14 protein-coding genes are annotated in these 15,356 nt (G+C 60.5%); 10 read left to right on the forward strand and 4 right to left on the reverse strand.

The features are described from left to right. Window positions 1-177: 177 nt before the first annotated feature. From asnB to V8359_RS17145, 3 genes are all read left to right on the forward strand, one after another. A complete protein-coding gene (asnB, locus tag V8359_RS17135) occupies window positions 178-2,025 on the forward strand; it encodes an asparagine synthase (glutamine-hydrolyzing) (RefSeq protein WP_336430312.1) in 1,848 nt (615 codons plus the stop codon). Next, window positions 2,001-3,467, forward strand: coding sequence for a hypothetical protein (locus V8359_RS17140; RefSeq protein ID WP_336430313.1), 1,467 nt, complete (start codon window positions 2,001-2,003; stop codon window positions 3,465-3,467). Before asnB ends, V8359_RS17140 begins: the two co-directional genes overlap by 25 nt. A 93-nt stretch (window positions 3,468-3,560) precedes the next feature. Next, window positions 3,561-4,856 (forward strand): nucleotide sugar dehydrogenase, encoded by a 1,296-nt coding sequence (locus V8359_RS17145; RefSeq protein ID WP_336430314.1) that lies wholly within the window; start codon window positions 3,561-3,563, stop codon window positions 4,854-4,856. 63 nt (window positions 4,857-4,919) lie between these two features. On the opposite strand, the gene V8359_RS17150 is transcribed toward V8359_RS17145, so the two are convergent. Genes V8359_RS17150 through V8359_RS17160 form a run of 3 tightly spaced genes read right to left on the reverse strand, consistent with a single transcriptional unit; the run spans window position 4,920 to window position 8,655 of the window. Then, window positions 4,920-6,428 carry a heme biosynthesis protein HemY gene (locus V8359_RS17150; RefSeq protein WP_336430315.1) on the reverse strand — a complete coding sequence of 503 codons (1,509 nt, stop codon included), beginning with the start codon at window positions 6,426-6,428 and terminating at the stop codon, window positions 4,920-4,922. 18 nt (window positions 6,429-6,446) lie between these two features. Then, window positions 6,447-7,931, reverse strand: coding sequence for a COG4223 family protein (locus V8359_RS17155; RefSeq protein WP_336430316.1), 1,485 nt, complete (start codon window positions 7,929-7,931; stop codon window positions 6,447-6,449). A gap of 10 nt (window positions 7,932-7,941) precedes the next feature. After that, on the reverse strand, window positions 7,942-8,655 hold the full coding sequence (locus V8359_RS17160; protein ID WP_336430317.1) for a uroporphyrinogen-III synthase: 714 nt from the start codon (window positions 8,653-8,655) through the stop codon (window positions 7,942-7,944). An 81-nt stretch (window positions 8,656-8,736) separates the two neighbouring features. Between V8359_RS17160 and tsaD the strand changes: the two genes are divergently transcribed. The 5 genes from tsaD (at window position 8,737) to folE2 (ending at window position 12,919) form a co-directional block, all read left to right on the forward strand. Continuing rightward, window positions 8,737-9,825, forward strand: a complete 1,089-nt coding sequence (tsaD, locus tag V8359_RS17165) for a tRNA (adenosine(37)-N6)-threonylcarbamoyltransferase complex transferase subunit TsaD (RefSeq protein ID WP_336430318.1) — start codon at window positions 8,737-8,739, stop codon at window positions 9,823-9,825. Then, window positions 9,822-10,781 (forward strand): NAD(P)H-dependent glycerol-3-phosphate dehydrogenase, encoded by a 960-nt coding sequence (locus tag V8359_RS17170; protein WP_336430319.1) that lies wholly within the window; start codon window positions 9,822-9,824, stop codon window positions 10,779-10,781. Before tsaD ends, V8359_RS17170 begins: the two co-directional genes overlap by 4 nt. Further along, complete coding sequence (locus tag V8359_RS17175) at window positions 10,781-11,050, forward strand: YciI family protein (protein ID WP_336430320.1); 270 nt, start codon at window positions 10,781-10,783, stop codon at window positions 11,048-11,050. Before V8359_RS17170 ends, V8359_RS17175 begins: the two co-directional genes overlap by 1 nt. Window positions 11,051-11,054: 4 nt before the next feature. Beyond that, window positions 11,055-11,474: an EVE domain-containing protein gene (locus V8359_RS17180; protein WP_336430321.1), complete on the forward strand. Its 420-nt coding sequence runs from the start codon at window positions 11,055-11,057 to the stop codon at window positions 11,472-11,474. A gap of 344 nt (window positions 11,475-11,818) precedes the next feature. After that, window positions 11,819-12,919, forward strand: coding sequence for a GTP cyclohydrolase FolE2 (gene folE2 / locus V8359_RS17185; RefSeq protein ID WP_336430322.1), 1,101 nt, complete (start codon window positions 11,819-11,821; stop codon window positions 12,917-12,919). Between the two features lie 13 nt (window positions 12,920-12,932). On the opposite strand, the gene V8359_RS17190 is transcribed toward folE2, so the two are convergent. Continuing rightward, window positions 12,933-13,727, reverse strand: coding sequence for a crotonase/enoyl-CoA hydratase family protein (locus tag V8359_RS17190; protein WP_336430323.1), 795 nt, complete (start codon window positions 13,725-13,727; stop codon window positions 12,933-12,935). 226 nt (window positions 13,728-13,953) lie between these two features. Here V8359_RS17190 and V8359_RS17195 point away from each other — a divergent pair, with 226 nt between their 5' ends. Both V8359_RS17195 and V8359_RS17200 read left to right on the forward strand, forming a co-directional pair. Then, on the forward strand, window positions 13,954-15,084 hold the full coding sequence (locus V8359_RS17195; protein ID WP_336430373.1) for a pyridoxal phosphate-dependent aminotransferase: 1,131 nt from the start codon (window positions 13,954-13,956) through the stop codon (window positions 15,082-15,084). Window positions 15,085-15,173: 89 nt separating this feature from the next. Further along, the gene (locus tag V8359_RS17200) at window positions 15,174-15,338 is read left to right on the forward strand and encodes a hypothetical protein (protein ID WP_336430324.1); all 165 of its coding nucleotides are present in this window, start codon (window positions 15,174-15,176) and stop codon (window positions 15,336-15,338) included. The last annotated feature ends 18 nt before the right edge of the window (window positions 15,339-15,356 follow it).

Below are 15,356 nucleotides of genomic sequence, written 5' to 3' on the forward strand. Positions count from 1 at the left end.
ACAAAAGATTGCGAAAACGACTGAAAGTCGAATGATTTCAAAACCTGAGCTTTCAATTCTCCGAGAAATTACGCGCGGTAAGCTATAGCTCCCAGTATTTTTAGCGTCTTTTGTTGCAAGGCTCAATAAACCGTAATAACCGGTGCTGAGGTGCCTTGGGGGACGGGGAGAATAGACATGTGCGGGATTTCAGGTGCGCTGTCTTTGAGTCCTGAAAAGGATGTCCCGGCTTTGGTGCAGGCGATCGTCGAAGACCAACGACCCCGAGGTCCTGATGCCCAAGCTGTGCAAACCTATGCTTCGCCAGAGTTTCGTCTTGCTCTTGGTCATAACCGTCTGAGTATCATTGACCTCAGTGAGGAGGCCAATCAGCCAATGCTCAGCGAGGATGGTTCGCTCGTGATGGTGTTCAATGGTGAGATCTACAACTACATTGAATTGCGAGCGGAACTGGAGGCTGCAGGCTACCGCTTTTCCACCAATAGCGACAGCGAGGTTTTGCTGACCGCTTTTCGTCATTGGAACGAAGGTGCATTGTCACGCACGATTGGGATGTTCTCTCTCGCGATTTATGATCGGCGCGACCATAGCTTATTTCTCGCGCGTGACCGGTTCGGGGTGAAACCCTTCTATTATTACAGTGATCCTCGCACTTTCGCCTTTGCCTCGACGCCGCGCGTTTTGGCAAAGGATGCTGGGCTTAAGCCTGATTTGGAATATGTCGCTCGCGGTATCGCTCTGAAGTACTATGAAGATGACAGTGATATCGCTCCTTATGACGGGCTAAAGGCATTGAAGCCTGGGCACATGATGCGTGTGCGTGTTCAGGACGGAAGGCTATCGTTAGACACACGTGCCTACTATGATCTCACGGCCCGCGCTGATGAAACTCGCGAAAGGCTTGCGGGGATGTCCTCAGCGGCGCTTGACGAAGAATTGATAGCACTCTTAGATTCGGCAAACTCCTTGCGCTTGCGTTCCGACGTGCGGGTGGGGCTGTCTGTTAGTGGGGGGGTCGATTCATCGATGATTGCCTCTCTGATCGCCCAGACGGGGGAGCCGCCAACCGGATTTTCCTTTGGTCATCCCGAAGCGCTTGATAGCGAAGGCCCGCTGGTCTCACGATTGGCCGAGCATACAGGGATGCATACTCGCTGGGTCTGGCCCGAGGCGGGTCCTGATCTGGCTGATCTTTTTTGGAAGACTTTACAGGCGCAGGATGCGCCATTTCCCCATGTTTCGATCATGGCGCAATATGCTGTGTTCGAGGCCGCTCGGGCCGATGGTTTTACCGTTATGCTCGGCGGGCAGGGGGGGGATGAAGCGTTCATGGGGTACCGCAAATTCTATCTTTTTTATTTGCAATCCATCATGCGCACTCGCAATTTTGGGGCCCTTCCACATTTTCTGAGCGCATCGTTGCCGCTCGTACCGCCGGTCATGCGTCGCTCCGGTGTTTTCTGGTCGGAACGTAAGCGCTATAGCGGTGGAACCGAAGGTATGGGGGTGTCGCTTCGACTGCCAGCACCGCGCAATGTCCATTCGCCCGCACTCTTGCCAGGACAAAGCTTGGCCGAACGTCAAGCGCTAGATGTGACACGGTTCAGTTTGCCCACGCTTTTGCGCTATGAAGACCGGAATTCGATGGGCAACAGCATTGAGAGTCGGTTACCGTTCATGGATCAACGTGTGGTCGAGTTCGGCATTGCTCTACCACCGAAACAGAAACTGAATAGTGGATTCGGTAAGCATATACTGCGCCGGGTTGCAAAAGGTATGATTCCTGAAGAGATTCGAGTGAACCGGGACAAACGTGGCTTTGATGTCCGGCAAGGTCAATGGTTGCGCTCGGGACTTGGTGCGGTGCTGCGTGATGCGCTGGAAGAGCGCCGTGATGTGGCGCGCGAATTCCTGCCTGCGGGTGATGAAATCGCCACTGTGTTTTCAGATGGTCGGTTGTCTTCGGACCCGCAAGCCTTCAAACAGGCTGTGTCACTGATATGGTTGGCCAAAGCTGGGATATGATCTTTCGTTTTTTACTTTGCGCTATGATGGTGGTTCCCGCCGGAAGTGTTCAGAGCGCGGATCAATGTCTTTCTCATTCGGAAGCTCCAGAGGCATTGATCTCTGAAAGTCTTGTAAGAATTGATGAAATCCTTTCAGGCATCTCACCTCCGACGAATACGGGAATATATCAGGCTTATAATTTGGCTAGGGCGCCATTGGATCTCGTTTATGGCGCGGAAGGCAATCAGGTCGCCGAAGCAAAGGTGCGCCTGAGCCTCGCCGATTATCTGCGCGAATTGCCACGAATAGGCACTCTTCAGGAGATGCACGGTACTGTGGTTAAGATCGACGGATTTTCGGTCAAGAATGGTTCAGAGTCGAGGCGACGCGTTCCGGTGGCCGTGGTGCCGGGCTCAGGTGAAGCCGCATTGTCCTCGGGTTCAGCGATACAGTTCGGTTTCCTTGTCTCGACCGCGCTGCGTTCGGCGGCTGATGCGGGCTCTTCTGTCGATGCCGAAATCAGGGCGCTATACGAGTTTACGATGAACGATACGCTGCGTTTCTACTGGCTTGAAGCTCCGGCTTGGCACTGGGCCGGTGTCTATCCGAACCGTAAAGCGCGAAGCGCGGCGAGGTTCGGATACTTTCTTCGTTTGCGCCCAGCGTTCTTCCAAGCCTTCACGGATTACGACCTACATATTTTTGCATTGGCCGCAAATCTACGCATCACGCTTGCCGAATGGCCCGAACTGGCTCGAGCAGGAGACCTCGCTTTGATTGATGAGGTTCTGGACACAGCTTTTCGGGCCGTAGAGGAGAGAATGGATGGCGGAGAGTCGGGCGACGGTTTTGGTTTTGATCGGGGTCGCTGGCGGGATGCCAATGGGTTTGAATACACGGCCTGTGAGAGTGCAGCCCCACCTCAGGCACCTTGTGGGCCGCCCGCCGCCGACCATCCCGATGTCAGCCACGCTCAACGCTGGCCTCAGTGGCTGCGGAGCTTATCGGGAGCCGCAGAGCTTCGCGGTCGGATCGATCTCGCCAAAGAACTGGAAGATCGGCGAGTTGGCCTGGCGCGTCAGATATCCGGCGCTGCGCTCTATTGGCGGGATCAGCGTCCGGTTCTGCGAAATTTCATCAGCGGCGCTGATGGTTGGTACAGGTACGACAAAGATGTGAAGGGGTATGGGCATCCCCCTTCTTCACTGACGGGGTGGGCCTTTGGATTCGGTGCGTACTCTGCTCTGGCTCCGCTTAACCCAGACCTTGCCAAAGCCTATCGGGAATTTTGCTCTGTTATCCAGAGTGACGATCCTAAAGATGTTGCTTTTCGGGTGAAATTTTATTCCCAAAACCCTATTTCCCCGCGGCCAGCAGATGCTCCCGCAAAGGATGATTATGGCACCTCCTCGCCTGCGGTATTCGCTTGTCGCGCTTATGCAGCGCTCGGATGCTTCTAAAACGCGGAAACGCTCGAATAGTGAAAAATATCCTAGCTAAGAAATGGCAAAACGGCTATGCCGCGCCTGAATAGAATTGCATTGGAACGGCTTATGTTTTCAGCAGAAGATATTAGACTGCGCAGACCTAAAATTGGTATTCTTGGTCTTGGTTATGTGGGAATTCCACTGGCTTTGCGCATCGCCGAAACTGGCTTCACTGTTCTTGGATTTGATGTGCTGTCGGAGCGCGTGACCGATCTCAATTCCGGTATCAGCCCGATCAAGCACATTGCTAATTCTGATGTGCAGAGAATCGTAGAAAGCGGCTTCGAGGCAACGACGGATTTCACCCGTGCCTCTGAATGTGATGCGTTGATCATTTGTGTGCCAACACCGCTGGATAAATCACGTGAGCCCGACCTGAGCTTTGTCGTCGCTACCATGAACAACATCGCTGGTAGCCTGCGCGAGGGGCAGCTTCTGGCATTGGAAAGCACCACTTGGCCTGGCACTACAAAAGAAGTGCTTTTGCCGTATGCGGAACGAGCCGGCCTTTCGGTGGGAACTGATTTTTTCCTAGTCTATTCGCCAGAACGCGAAGATCCCGGCAACCCGAATTTTCAGACGCGCACGATCCCCAAAGTGGTCGGTGGACATACACCTGCCTGTCGCGCGGCGGGAGAGGCGCTCTATGGAGCATTTATCGATCATGTGGTGCCAGTCAGCTCCACCGAAGCCGCCGAGATGGTCAAGCTTTTGGAAAACATCCACCGGTCGATCAATATCGGTCTCGTAAACGAGATGAAGATCGTGGCCGATGCGATGGGGCTCGATATTTTCGAGGTGATCGACGCCGCCAAAACCAAGCCATTTGGCTTTACGGCCTATTACCCCGGCCCCGGAATTGGCGGACACTGCATTCCGATCGACCCTTTCTACCTGACTTGGAAGGCGCGGGAATATGGACTGCACACCCGCTTTATTGAGCTTGCTGGCGAGATCAACGCCGGCATGCCGCAATATGTGGTCGACAAGACAGTACGCGCTTTGAACGAAGCGGGCAAAAGCTTGAAGGGGGCAAAAGTTCTTGCCTTGGGTATCGCTTACAAGCGTGACGTGGACGATATGCGTGAAAGCCCATCAGTTTTTGTCATGGAGCTGTTGCGTGACTGGGGGGCAGAGGTGGCCTATTCTGACCCGAACGTACCGATCTTTCCCGAAATGCGCGAACACAGTTTCGATCTGTCTTCAGTGGAACTGACCTCCGAAAGCATCGCCTCGTATGACGCGGTGATCCTGCTTACCGATCATAGCGATTTCGACTACGATTTGATCAGGAAACATTCCAAGACATTAGTCGATACGCGAGGCAAGTTTCGTGGTGATTTAGGCGTAATCCGCGCCTAACCCGCTCGCCCTGAGTTGAGCCTATCAGGCTGTGATGCAGATCCACCCATCCCGCGCAACGGGTCAGTTGGGCGCGGTGGTGTTGTCGCTGGTGTCTTCGGAGACGATTTCGGCGTCTTCGACGATGGGGGACGTGGATTTTTCGGTTGTGTCGGAGCCTGTATCTTCCGCGGTGTCGGTCTGGCTTTGATCCTCGATCGCGCCGACGATGAGGGGGAGCATTTCGACGCCTGTGGGCATTGCGACCTGTGCTGTTGGCGGTGTTTTCCAGTCGAGCGTATCGACCGATCCGCAGTTTTCACAAGCGGCCACCCATTCGGCGTGGATATGCTGACATTTGTCGCAGATCCATTGTGGGCCGCGCGGCGCCGAGAGCGCGCGGGCGAGCCAGCCCCTGACCACAGCGTCATTCGCCCCCTCGCCGCGTTCGATCGCGGCCATGATGGTGAGGGCGCGGGCGTCGGCCTCGCTTTCGGCGAGGGTTCCGAGGGCGCGGCGGGCGGCCGGGAAATTCTCGGCGGCGATCTGAAGTTCGGCTTCGACCAGCTTGGCCTCTCGGTGGTCGGGTGAGAGGCGGAAGAGCTTGGTGAAGCGCTTGAGGCGGGCGTCGGGGGTTTCATCGGGTTCTACGGCGGCATAGGTGGCGGCCAGATCAGGGTGGGGCTGCGCCTCCCATGCCTTTGTCACCACGCGGTTGGCATAACGTTTCTTGCCCTGATTAATATAGGCCCGCGCCGCCATGACAGCGGCCGGCACGAGGTTTGGCGACAGTCGATTGGCTTCGATCGCCGCCTCGCGGGCTTCGATGGTCTTGCCTTCGTCGGCTACATCGCGGGCCTCGGCGAGGGCCAGAACGGCATCGCGGCGGCGATGCACGTCGCGGGGCAGGTTGCCATGCTTGAGCTTGGCGCCGAGTGTCGCACGCGCGTCGGACCAATTGGCATTCTGGGTTTGCAGGCGCAGCAGCGTGTCCTGCACCTCTTCGTGTGCGGGCTTCATGCCGAACGCCTTTTCGGCGAGTTTCAGGGCAGTATCGGTGTCGCCGTCGGCAAGTTTCTGTTGCAACAGGCCACGGACCCCCACGAACCGCGTCCTGTCATTGGCCAGAAGCCGCCTGTAGCTTTGTTCGGCGGTCTTGCGGTCGCCCGTCATCTCGGCCGCCTGTGCGGTGATGAGGGTCGTGAGTTCGGGTTTCTTGAGATACTTTTCGGCCTTGTGGGCGCGGGCCATAGCGACGTTCCCCTCGCCCGAGGCGAGGGCCATCATGCCTTCGGTCAGGGCGCGGTAGCCCTTTTCCTGCCGGTTGCGATCGAACCAGCGCGAGATCGCCGTTTCATCACCGTTGATGAAGTGCAGGACCGCGACAAGCAGCGAGGCGAGTTTGAGCAGCACCCACATCGCCACGATCAGCACGACAAGCGCGATCACCGCCTTGAGCGGCGAGAGATTGACCTCATACCCCGCCATCACGATGCGCACCCCGCCTTCGAGGTTGAGCAGATACATCGCACCGAAGCTGGCCGCCACGATAAGCGCAAGGAAGATGACGATCTTGATCACGGACCAAAGCATATGAGCGCCCTTTCGGGGTTAATTGAGTTGGGCGCCGATAGAGTCGGCGGCGTTGACGGCATCGAGACGCGTGGTGGCCCGGTCCATCCAGTCAGAGAGTTCGGTGCGGGCCTCTTCGGGGAGGGCTTCGAGTTCGGCCAATGTATCGGCCAGACGCCCCTCGCGCAGCGCGGCCTCGGCGCGTGACAGCACCGCGTCGGGGCCCGACCCTTCGCGCGGTTCGAGCGAGCGCACGCCAAGCTGAGACGACAGGAAGCTTGCGAAGCCGCCGTTCTCGGACTCTTCGGACCCCGATCTGCGGGCCGCCGTGAGCGCGTCACGCGCGGCGTCGGGGAAGGATTGCCTGAGGTCGCTGAGCGTGGGCACACCGGTTTCGGCGACCTGCGACAGCGGTGCGGGAATGTCCTGTCCGGTGTCACGCAGATCGGACAGGGCCGTATCGAAGGGGGCGCCGGTATCGAGGGCGGTTTGCAGGCGGGTCAGAGCCGCGCGGCGCAATGTGTCGCGCGCGGATTGCTGTGCCATTTCTTCCTGCCGGGCGGCGTTGTCCATCAGCGTTTCGATCTGCTCGCGCTGGGTGTTCAGGGTCTCGCGCAGGTCGGCCAGCTCTTCGGAGGTGGCGCCTGAGCCGCCCTCTGTGGGGGCCGTGGGCCGCGCTTCCAGATCCGAAACACGAGTGTCGATAGTCTCCATACGCTCGGTCAGGTCGTCGAGCCGGGTGCCCAGATCATCAAGCGAGGATTCGATGCCGCTCAGGTCCGGGGCCTCGGTGTCGCTCTGTGATTCGGCGGACTCGAGCCGGTCCGAGAGGTCTGCGATTTCCGCAGACTGATCGTCGAGCCGGGTTTCGAGAGTGGAAAGTGCTTCGGCCGACGGTCTTTCAAGCACACCCAGTTGCGGAAGAATGAAATAGGCCGCACCCGCGCCGATCAGGGCCGCGACAATGCCGCCGAGGATCATTGATCCCCCGCCGCCGCCGCCGGATTCGGCGGGGGATGTGGCGGGCAGATGGGCGGTTTGATCGGTTTTCTTCGCCCCGTCATGGGCGGTTTCATCCGTTTCGGACTTGTCCGTGACCTTTTCGGTGTCTGACGTGTGGGTTTCGTCCGCGCCTTCGACCTTTTCGGGCGTTTCGGACTTACCCATGGCAGGGGAGGGATCGGCAGCGTCGCCTGTCTCGGGTCCATCCCCGTTTTCTTTGGTGTCGTCGGTGTGGGTGTCATCCGCGCCTTCGACTTTCTCTGGCGTCTCGGACTTGCCCATGGCGGGGAGGGGATCGGCGGTTTCTTCTGTCTTGGCGTTGTTCTCGGGCTTTTCGGTGGCCTGATCATCCTTGTGGTCGGGGGGCGTGGTGTCGCCTGCCGTCTCGACCGGCTGATCGGTGTCGGAGGTGTCAGCAGGTTTTGTCACCTTTTCAGCGTTATCCGCCTTCTTCGAAGCGGTTTTTCGCGATGGCGTCGTCTTTTTCGCGGCCACGGTGATCACCCTTTCATCACGTTCCAACCCTGTCACCTTACTGTGGTGACATGTTACCCTCAACCCGTCTCGCAACGTTCCACGCGGCGGGAAGTTCCTCCAGAAGCGCCTTTGCATCGGGTCGCGGCGCGACAAGAACGTTGCCAGCATATGCGTCGGGCACGGTCGCGGCGACCGCATCACTGAGCGCCAGAATCACAAGCGGCGCGGTGAAGGGCGCGTTTTCAAACAAGATGCACCCGGAGCGCGGTGAGAAAAGGGGAATTACGACCGGATTTTCGCCGCTAAGGCAGGCGCGTGCCTCGGGGGTGAGCGGTTGCGCGTGTTGAGTATAGACTACGGCCTCACGCGTGGGCAGGCCCGCCTTTGACAAAGCGTTTGAAATACTCACCGCGACATGTTCGCCGCGCAGATGCAGTAACGGGGGTTGCGGCGGGTCGTCGCGGAGCATTTGCAGAAGGGTGGTGGCATCCGGCGCCGTCATGCGCACCGAGAGCCCTGCGTCACGGGCCAGAGAGGCAAGCCGTGGCCCCACGACATAGGTCGGCATGTCGCGAGGTGCGGCAAAAAGCGCATGCTGCGAGGTCAGCAGAAGCGTTGCGGCATCGCCGGGATCGGGCACCCTGCGCCGTTCGATCCGTAGAAGGGGCGACAGCACGACGCGCGGATCGAAGCCCAGAGCCGTCCGCGCCGCATCGGCAAACCGTGCGCCATCCGGGTCCGGGCGGGTGATGAGCAGGGTTGGCGGCATGGGGCGGGTGTCCTCTGCGCGGTTGTTTGCGCCATCGCCCGGTGTTACCTGCGATGGGTAGTTTCCGCAACGGGCAGGCCCATGGGCGACACTCTTACCATCCTTGGTATCGAAAGCAGCTGTGACGATACGGCGGCGGCGGTTTTGCGCGTTGGCGACACGGCGCAGACCCTTTCCTCGATCGTGAGCGGACAGGGAGAGCTGCATGACGCCTATGGAGGTGTGGTGCCCGAGATCGCGGCGCGCGCGCATGCCGAAAAGCTTGATCATTGCGTGCGCGAGGCGCTGGACGAGGCCGGGGTGCGGGTGCGCGACCTTGATGCGGTGGCGGTGACGGCGGGTCCGGGCCTTATCGGGGGGGTTATGTCGGGTGTCATGTGCGCCAAGGGAATTGCGGCGGGCGCGGGGCTACCGCTTATCGGGGTGAACCATCTGGCGGGACACGCGCTGACGCCGCGGCTGACGGATGGGGTGGCCTATCCGTATCTCATGCTGCTTGTGTCGGGCGGGCATTGTCAGTTTCTTCTGGTGCGCGGCGCGCAGGACTTCGCGCGTTTGGGCGGAACGATCGACGATGCCCCCGGTGAGGCTTTCGACAAGGTGGCGCGCCTTCTGGCGCTGCCGCAGCCCGGTGGCCCCTCGGTCGAGGCCGAGGCGGCACGTGGCGATGCCACGCGCTTTACCCTGCCCCGTCCGCTTTTGGACCGGGCGGGATGCGACATGTCCTTTTCCGGGTTGAAGACCGCTGTGTTGCGCGCCCGTGACGGGGTCATGACCGACAACCGGTTAGGCCGACAGGCGCGGTCCGATCTTTGCGCCGGGTTTCAGGCGGCGGTTTGTGACGTTCTGGGCGAAAAGACGCGCAGGGCCCTTGAGATTTACCTGTCCGAGACGCCGGAGCGCGCCACCCTGACAGTGGCCGGCGGTGTCGCGGCCAATGGGGCGATCCGCGCGCGATTGACGGAGGTGGCACGCGGGGCGCATGTTGATTTTGTCGCGCCTCCGCTGGCGCTTTGCACGGATAATGCCGCGATGATCGCCTATGCGGGGGCCGAGCTTTATCGATTGGGCCAGCGTGATGGCATGGAGCTTGCCGCGCGGCCGCGCTGGCCGCTGGATCGGACCAGCCCGGCGATGCTCGGGTCCGGCAAGAAAGGAGCGAAAGCATGATCGGCGTGATGGGAGCGGGCGCATTCGGCACGGCACTGGCGATTTCGTTTGCGCAGGAGGACCGGGTTTTGTTGGTGGCGCGGGATGAGGATCATGCGCGCGCCATGCGGGACGAGCGCGAGAATGCGCGGCGTCTGCCCGGTGTGGCCCTGCCCGATGCGCTTGAGGTAAGCGCAGAGACGCGCGCGCTGAGTGAGTGCGATATCGTGCTTGTCTCGGTTCCCACGCAAAAACTTCGTTCCGCGCTTGAGGGTGCGCGCGAGATACTGGCCGACAAGGCCCTTGTGGCCTGCTGCAAAGGGGTTGAGCGTGAGACGCAGTTGAGCCCGACACAGGTCATTGCCGAGGTTCTGCCTGCGGCCACGGCAGCGGTGCTGACCGGGCCGAGCTTTGCCGCCGATATCGCGCGGGGCCTGCCGACCGCGCTGACGCTGGCGGTGGCGGATGAGGCACAGGGCGAAGTGTTGCAGGCAAGTCTGAACGCACCGCATCTGAGGCTTTACCGGACCACGGATGTGACAGGTGCCGAGCTTGGTGGTGCGTTGAAGAACGTGATCGCGATCGCCTGTGGTGCCGCGATCGGTGCGGGCCTTGGAGAGAGCGCGCGCGCCGCGCTGATGACCCGCGGCTATGCCGAGATGGCGCGCATGGCGCACGCGCTGGGCGGCAGGCCCGAAACGCTTGCCGGGTTGTCGGGATTTGGTGACCTTGCGCTGACATGCATGTCCGAACAGTCGCGCAACCTGCGCTATGGGCTAAGCCTTGGGCGGGAGGAGACGTTCGAGGCGGGCGTCACCGTCGAGGGCGTGGCGACCGCGCGCGCGGTACAGGATCGCGCCCGAGCACTGGGTGTGGACATGCCTATCACCGATGCCGTTGTCGCGCTTGTCGCCGGTGAATTGCGCGTCCGCGAGGCCATGGATATGCTGTTGTCACGACCATTGAAGGAAGAATGATGCTTATTGCTCTTATTGCCCGCGACAAGCCCGGAGCGCTTCAAACCCGGCTCGAGACGCGGGATGCGCATGTCGCCTACCTCAAGTCCAGTGGGGTCGTCTCGCAGGCCGGGCCGTTGTTGACCGACGCGGGCGAGATGTGCGGCTCGCTCATCGTGCTGGATGTCGCGGACATGGATGCGGCGAAGGCCTGGGCGGCGGCGGACCCTTATGCCGAGGCGGGCCTGTTCGAAAGTGTCGAACTGATCGAGTGGAAGAAGGTGATCTGATCTCATGCGCTATTGGCTGTTCAAATCGGAACCTGCGACCTGGAGCTGGGATCAACAGATGGCCAAGGGCGAGGCCGGTGAGGAATGGGACGGTGTGCGCAATTATCAGGCGCGCAATTTCATGCGTGATATGGCCGTGGGCGACCGTGGCTTCTTTTACCACAGTCAGACCGAAAAGGCCGTGGTCGGTATCGTTGAGGTCTGTGCCGAAGCGCATCCCGACAGCACGACCGACGATGATCGCTGGGAGTGTGTGGATATCAAGGCGGTGCAGCCATTCGCGCACCCCGTGAGCCTTGACATGGTGAAGAACGATCCGCGCCTTTCCGAGATGGTTCTGGTCCGCAATTCACGCCTGTCGGTGCAGCCGGTGACGGACGAGGAGTGGCGCATCGTCTGTGACATGGGAGGTGTCACGGCCTGAGCTTGGGCCCGGGGGCCCGCATATCAAGCGGAGGGCGCGACCCAATGGCCGAACCCTCCGCTTCCCCACGTGCTCCCTACGCACCACACGTGTCTTGTTGGAAATAAAGGTTCGGCCATACTGGTCCGACAGGGTTCACCCTACAGGATGGTGCGGAGAAGTCCAAAACCAAGTGTTTCGCATCTTGTTCAAATCCGACGTTTCAGGGGCGGTCATAGGGGCGTCAAACGCTGCCGGCTGTGAATTGTGAACCGGGTGGCACCCGGAGACGTATACCGATTCAACAATGGCAATTTGACCGCGGGCAGCTTATGTAAGGCCCGGCTGAGTGTGAGGGATTTTCCATGAATCTGCGTCCTGAGGAACTGACAAAAGCCCCGGACCGTGACGAGGCGCGTGAGGCGTTGGCCCGGTTGCGCATCTGGGCGAAGGATGCGACGCCCGAGGAAATCGCGGATCTCGATCCGGCGATCGCGCGTCTTCTGCCGCAGGGCGAAGTGTCGAACTATCCCAGCCTGAGGCGCGATTATCCCGAGGGATTCGTGGTCGATGACGCCTATCGCGCGACCCTGCCCGATTTGCAGAACGGTCCAACGTCATTGATCCGTGGCGCGCGACAGCAGCTTCAGCATGTAGGTATCTCGAATTTCCGCCTGCCGATCCGGTTCCACCGGCGTGACGACAGTGACCTGACGCTGGAAACCTCGGTGACCGGGACCGTCAGCCTTGAGGCCGGCAAGAAGGGCATCAACATGTCGCGCATTATGCGCAGCTTTTACAAGCACGCCGAGAAAACCTTCAGCTTTGAAGTGATCGAGGCGGCGCTGGACGATTACATCACCGATCTCGACAGTATCGACGCCCGTATTCAGATGCGGTTTTCCTATCCGATGAAGATCAGGTCGCTGCGGTCTGATCTTGAGGGATATCAGTATTACGATTTCGCGCTGGAACTGGTCGAGACGGGGGGTGTGCGGCGCAAGTTCATGCATCTCGACTATGTCTATTCCTCGACTTGTCCTTGCTCGCTCGAACTAAGTGAACATGCGCGCCAGCAGCGCGGACAACTGGCGACGCCGCATTCACAGCGGTCGGTTGCGCGGATATCCGTGGAAATGTCATCGGACGCTTGTCTGTGGTTCGAGGATTTGATCGAGATCGCGCGCAGCGCGGTGCCCACGGAAACGCAGGTCATGGTCAAACGCGAGGATGAACAGGCGTTTGCCGAGCTGAATGCCGCCAATCCGATCTTTGTCGAGGATGCGGCGCGGCTTTTCTGTGAGGCGCTTTTGGCGGACGCCCGGATCGGTGATTTCAGGATCGTGGCAAGCCATCAGGAAAGCCTGCACAGTCATGACGCGGTGAGCATTCTGACCGAAGGTCCGACATTCGCCTCGGAAAGTCTTGATCCAAAGCTGTTCAACACGTTGTTTCATGTAGGCTGAGAGGCCGTCGCGTTCAGCGGTCGCCGGTAAACTTGGGGTTTCGGCCTGCCATGTTGGCGGCGATCACTTCCATCTGATGCGGCCTGCCGATGAGTTGCGTCTGTTCACGACTCTCGGCCATGAGCACATCGGATGCCGGCGCCCCGCTTTGGGCGACAGCGATCAGGCGTTTGGCGGCACGGATGGCCGATGGGCTTCGCGTCGAGATTTCAGCCGCGAGTGCCTGCGCCGAGGCAAGCGGGTCGTCGGCCAGTTCGGTCACGAGCCCCCAGTGTTCGGCCTGTGATGCGGTGACGGGCGCAGCGGTATAGGTCATGCGGCGGATCACGTCATCGCGGGTCAGGCGGGGTAGAAGAACCATGCCCCCCATGTCGGGGATCAGCCCCCATTTCATTTCCATGATCGCCAGTTCGGCATCGGGCGCGGCGACCCGCATATCCGCCCCGAGCGAAAGTTGAAACCCGGCCCCGAAGACCGCGCCATGCAGCGCCGCGATGACCGGAACCGGAATGCGGGTCCAGACCATTGCCACCTCCTGAAACAGGTTGGTGTCGCCGTGGCTGCGGGGCATCACGAGGGATTCGGGGTCGCCCGCGGCAAGTTGTCCGAAACTCATCACATCGAGCCCGGCACAAAAGGAGGCACCTTCGCCGGAGAGCACGACGGCGCGAATATCCGCGTCGATGAGCGATTGACCCGCCGCGACGATGGCGTCGGCCATGGCGGGATCTATGGCGTTGCGCTTGTTCGGGCGGTTAAGCCGGACATGGGCGACATGATCCGAGATTTCGGTGGTGACGCGGGACATGGGGCGCTCCTGTTAGGACGTGGGGACGCGGACGCCCGATCCTAGCGCAGCCGGTGCGCCATGTCATGATGACGTGAGGGCACCAGAGACGCGGCGGCGATGAGCCCAAAGCATTTGAGGAACGGTCGGGTTGACCCTGGGTTTCGCGAATGAGTGTCAGGTGGGTGTCGCCCCGCCGTCACGCCAAGCACTTGCGCGTCTGGCACGGCTGTCGTTATCTGCCGGCATGACAGAAAAATCCCCCAGCCACGCGCGCCCGACCCCGCTTGTCCGTTCCTTGCCACCGACGGTGCCGTTTGTCGGACCCGAAGTGCATGAACGCGCCAATGACATGCGTTTCCGCGCGCGGCTTGGCGCGAACGAAAACGTCTTTGGCCCATCGCCCAAGGTGATCGCCGCACTTGCCGAGGCCGCGAGCGAGATATGGAAATATGGCGATTCGACCAGCCATGACCTGCGTGCGGCATTGGCGGCGCATATGGATGTCGCGCCGGCCAATATCGTTGTGGGCGAAGGGATTGACGGGCTGCTGGGGTATCTTGTGCGGCTGATGGTCGAGCCGGGCGATGCTGTGGTCACCTCGGACGGGGCCTATCCGACGTTCAACTATCACGTCGTGGCGCATGGTGGCGTGCTGCACAAGCAACCTTATCGCGACGATCGCGAAGACCTGCCCGGGCTGATCGCGGCGGCGCGCGAGGTGGGTGCGAAACTTGTCTACTACGCCAATCCCGACAACCCGATGGGCACATGGGAAAGGGGGCAAGACATCGTGGCGAATCTGGACGATCTGCCCGAGGGCGCGCTTCTGGTGCTGGATGAGGCGTATGTGGAACTGGCCCCCGAGGGCACGGCGGCGCCGGTTGCGGCGGATGATCCGCGGGTGATCCGCATGCGCACCTTTTCCAAGGCCTATGGCCTTGCCGGGGCGCGGATCGGGTATGCGCTGGGCGAGGCGCCGCTGATTGCGCAGTTCGAGAAGATAAGAAACCACTTCGGCGTCAACATACTTGCACAGCGGGCCGCGCTTGTGGCGTTGCAGGATCAGCAGTGGTTGAGGGGAATTCGCGACAAGGTGGCCGCCTCGCGGGAGGGGATCGCGCGGATCGCTGCCGAAAACGGGCTTGAACATGTGCCCTCGGCCACGAATTTCGTGACCATCGACTGCGGGCGAGACGGGGAATTCGCGCGCCGTGTTCTGGCGGCGCTGGTGGCACGGGGGGTGTTCGTGCGGATGCCGTTCGTCGCCCCTCAGGACAGATGCATTCGCGTTAGCTGTGGGGCGCCGGGCGACCTTGAGATCTTGGCCGAGGTGTTGCCTCAGGCGCTTGCGGCGGCGCAAGACCGAGGTGACTAACGCGTTTCGCGAAAATCCGTGAGTCAGGTATTTCACCAAACGCTTTAAAGCGCGAATCGGGCTATCATGGCGCCATGCAGCGTGGACAGATGCCAGAAGCACCGAACTATACGAGCGCGGCCCTCGTGATGGGGCTGGTCAATCTGTTGTGGATATTCGGCGTCATCTGGGCGGTGTTCGGACTGCCGGTCGTGGTGGCGGTGGGTATCGTCCTCAATCGGGTGATCACGTGGCTGGCGCACCGGCGCGGCTAAACCTTGCCGCGCCGGGAC

Source organism: Roseovarius sp. E0-M6 (assembly GCF_037083845.1).
Classification (GTDB): domain Bacteria; phylum Pseudomonadota; class Alphaproteobacteria; order Rhodobacterales; family Rhodobacteraceae; genus Roseovarius.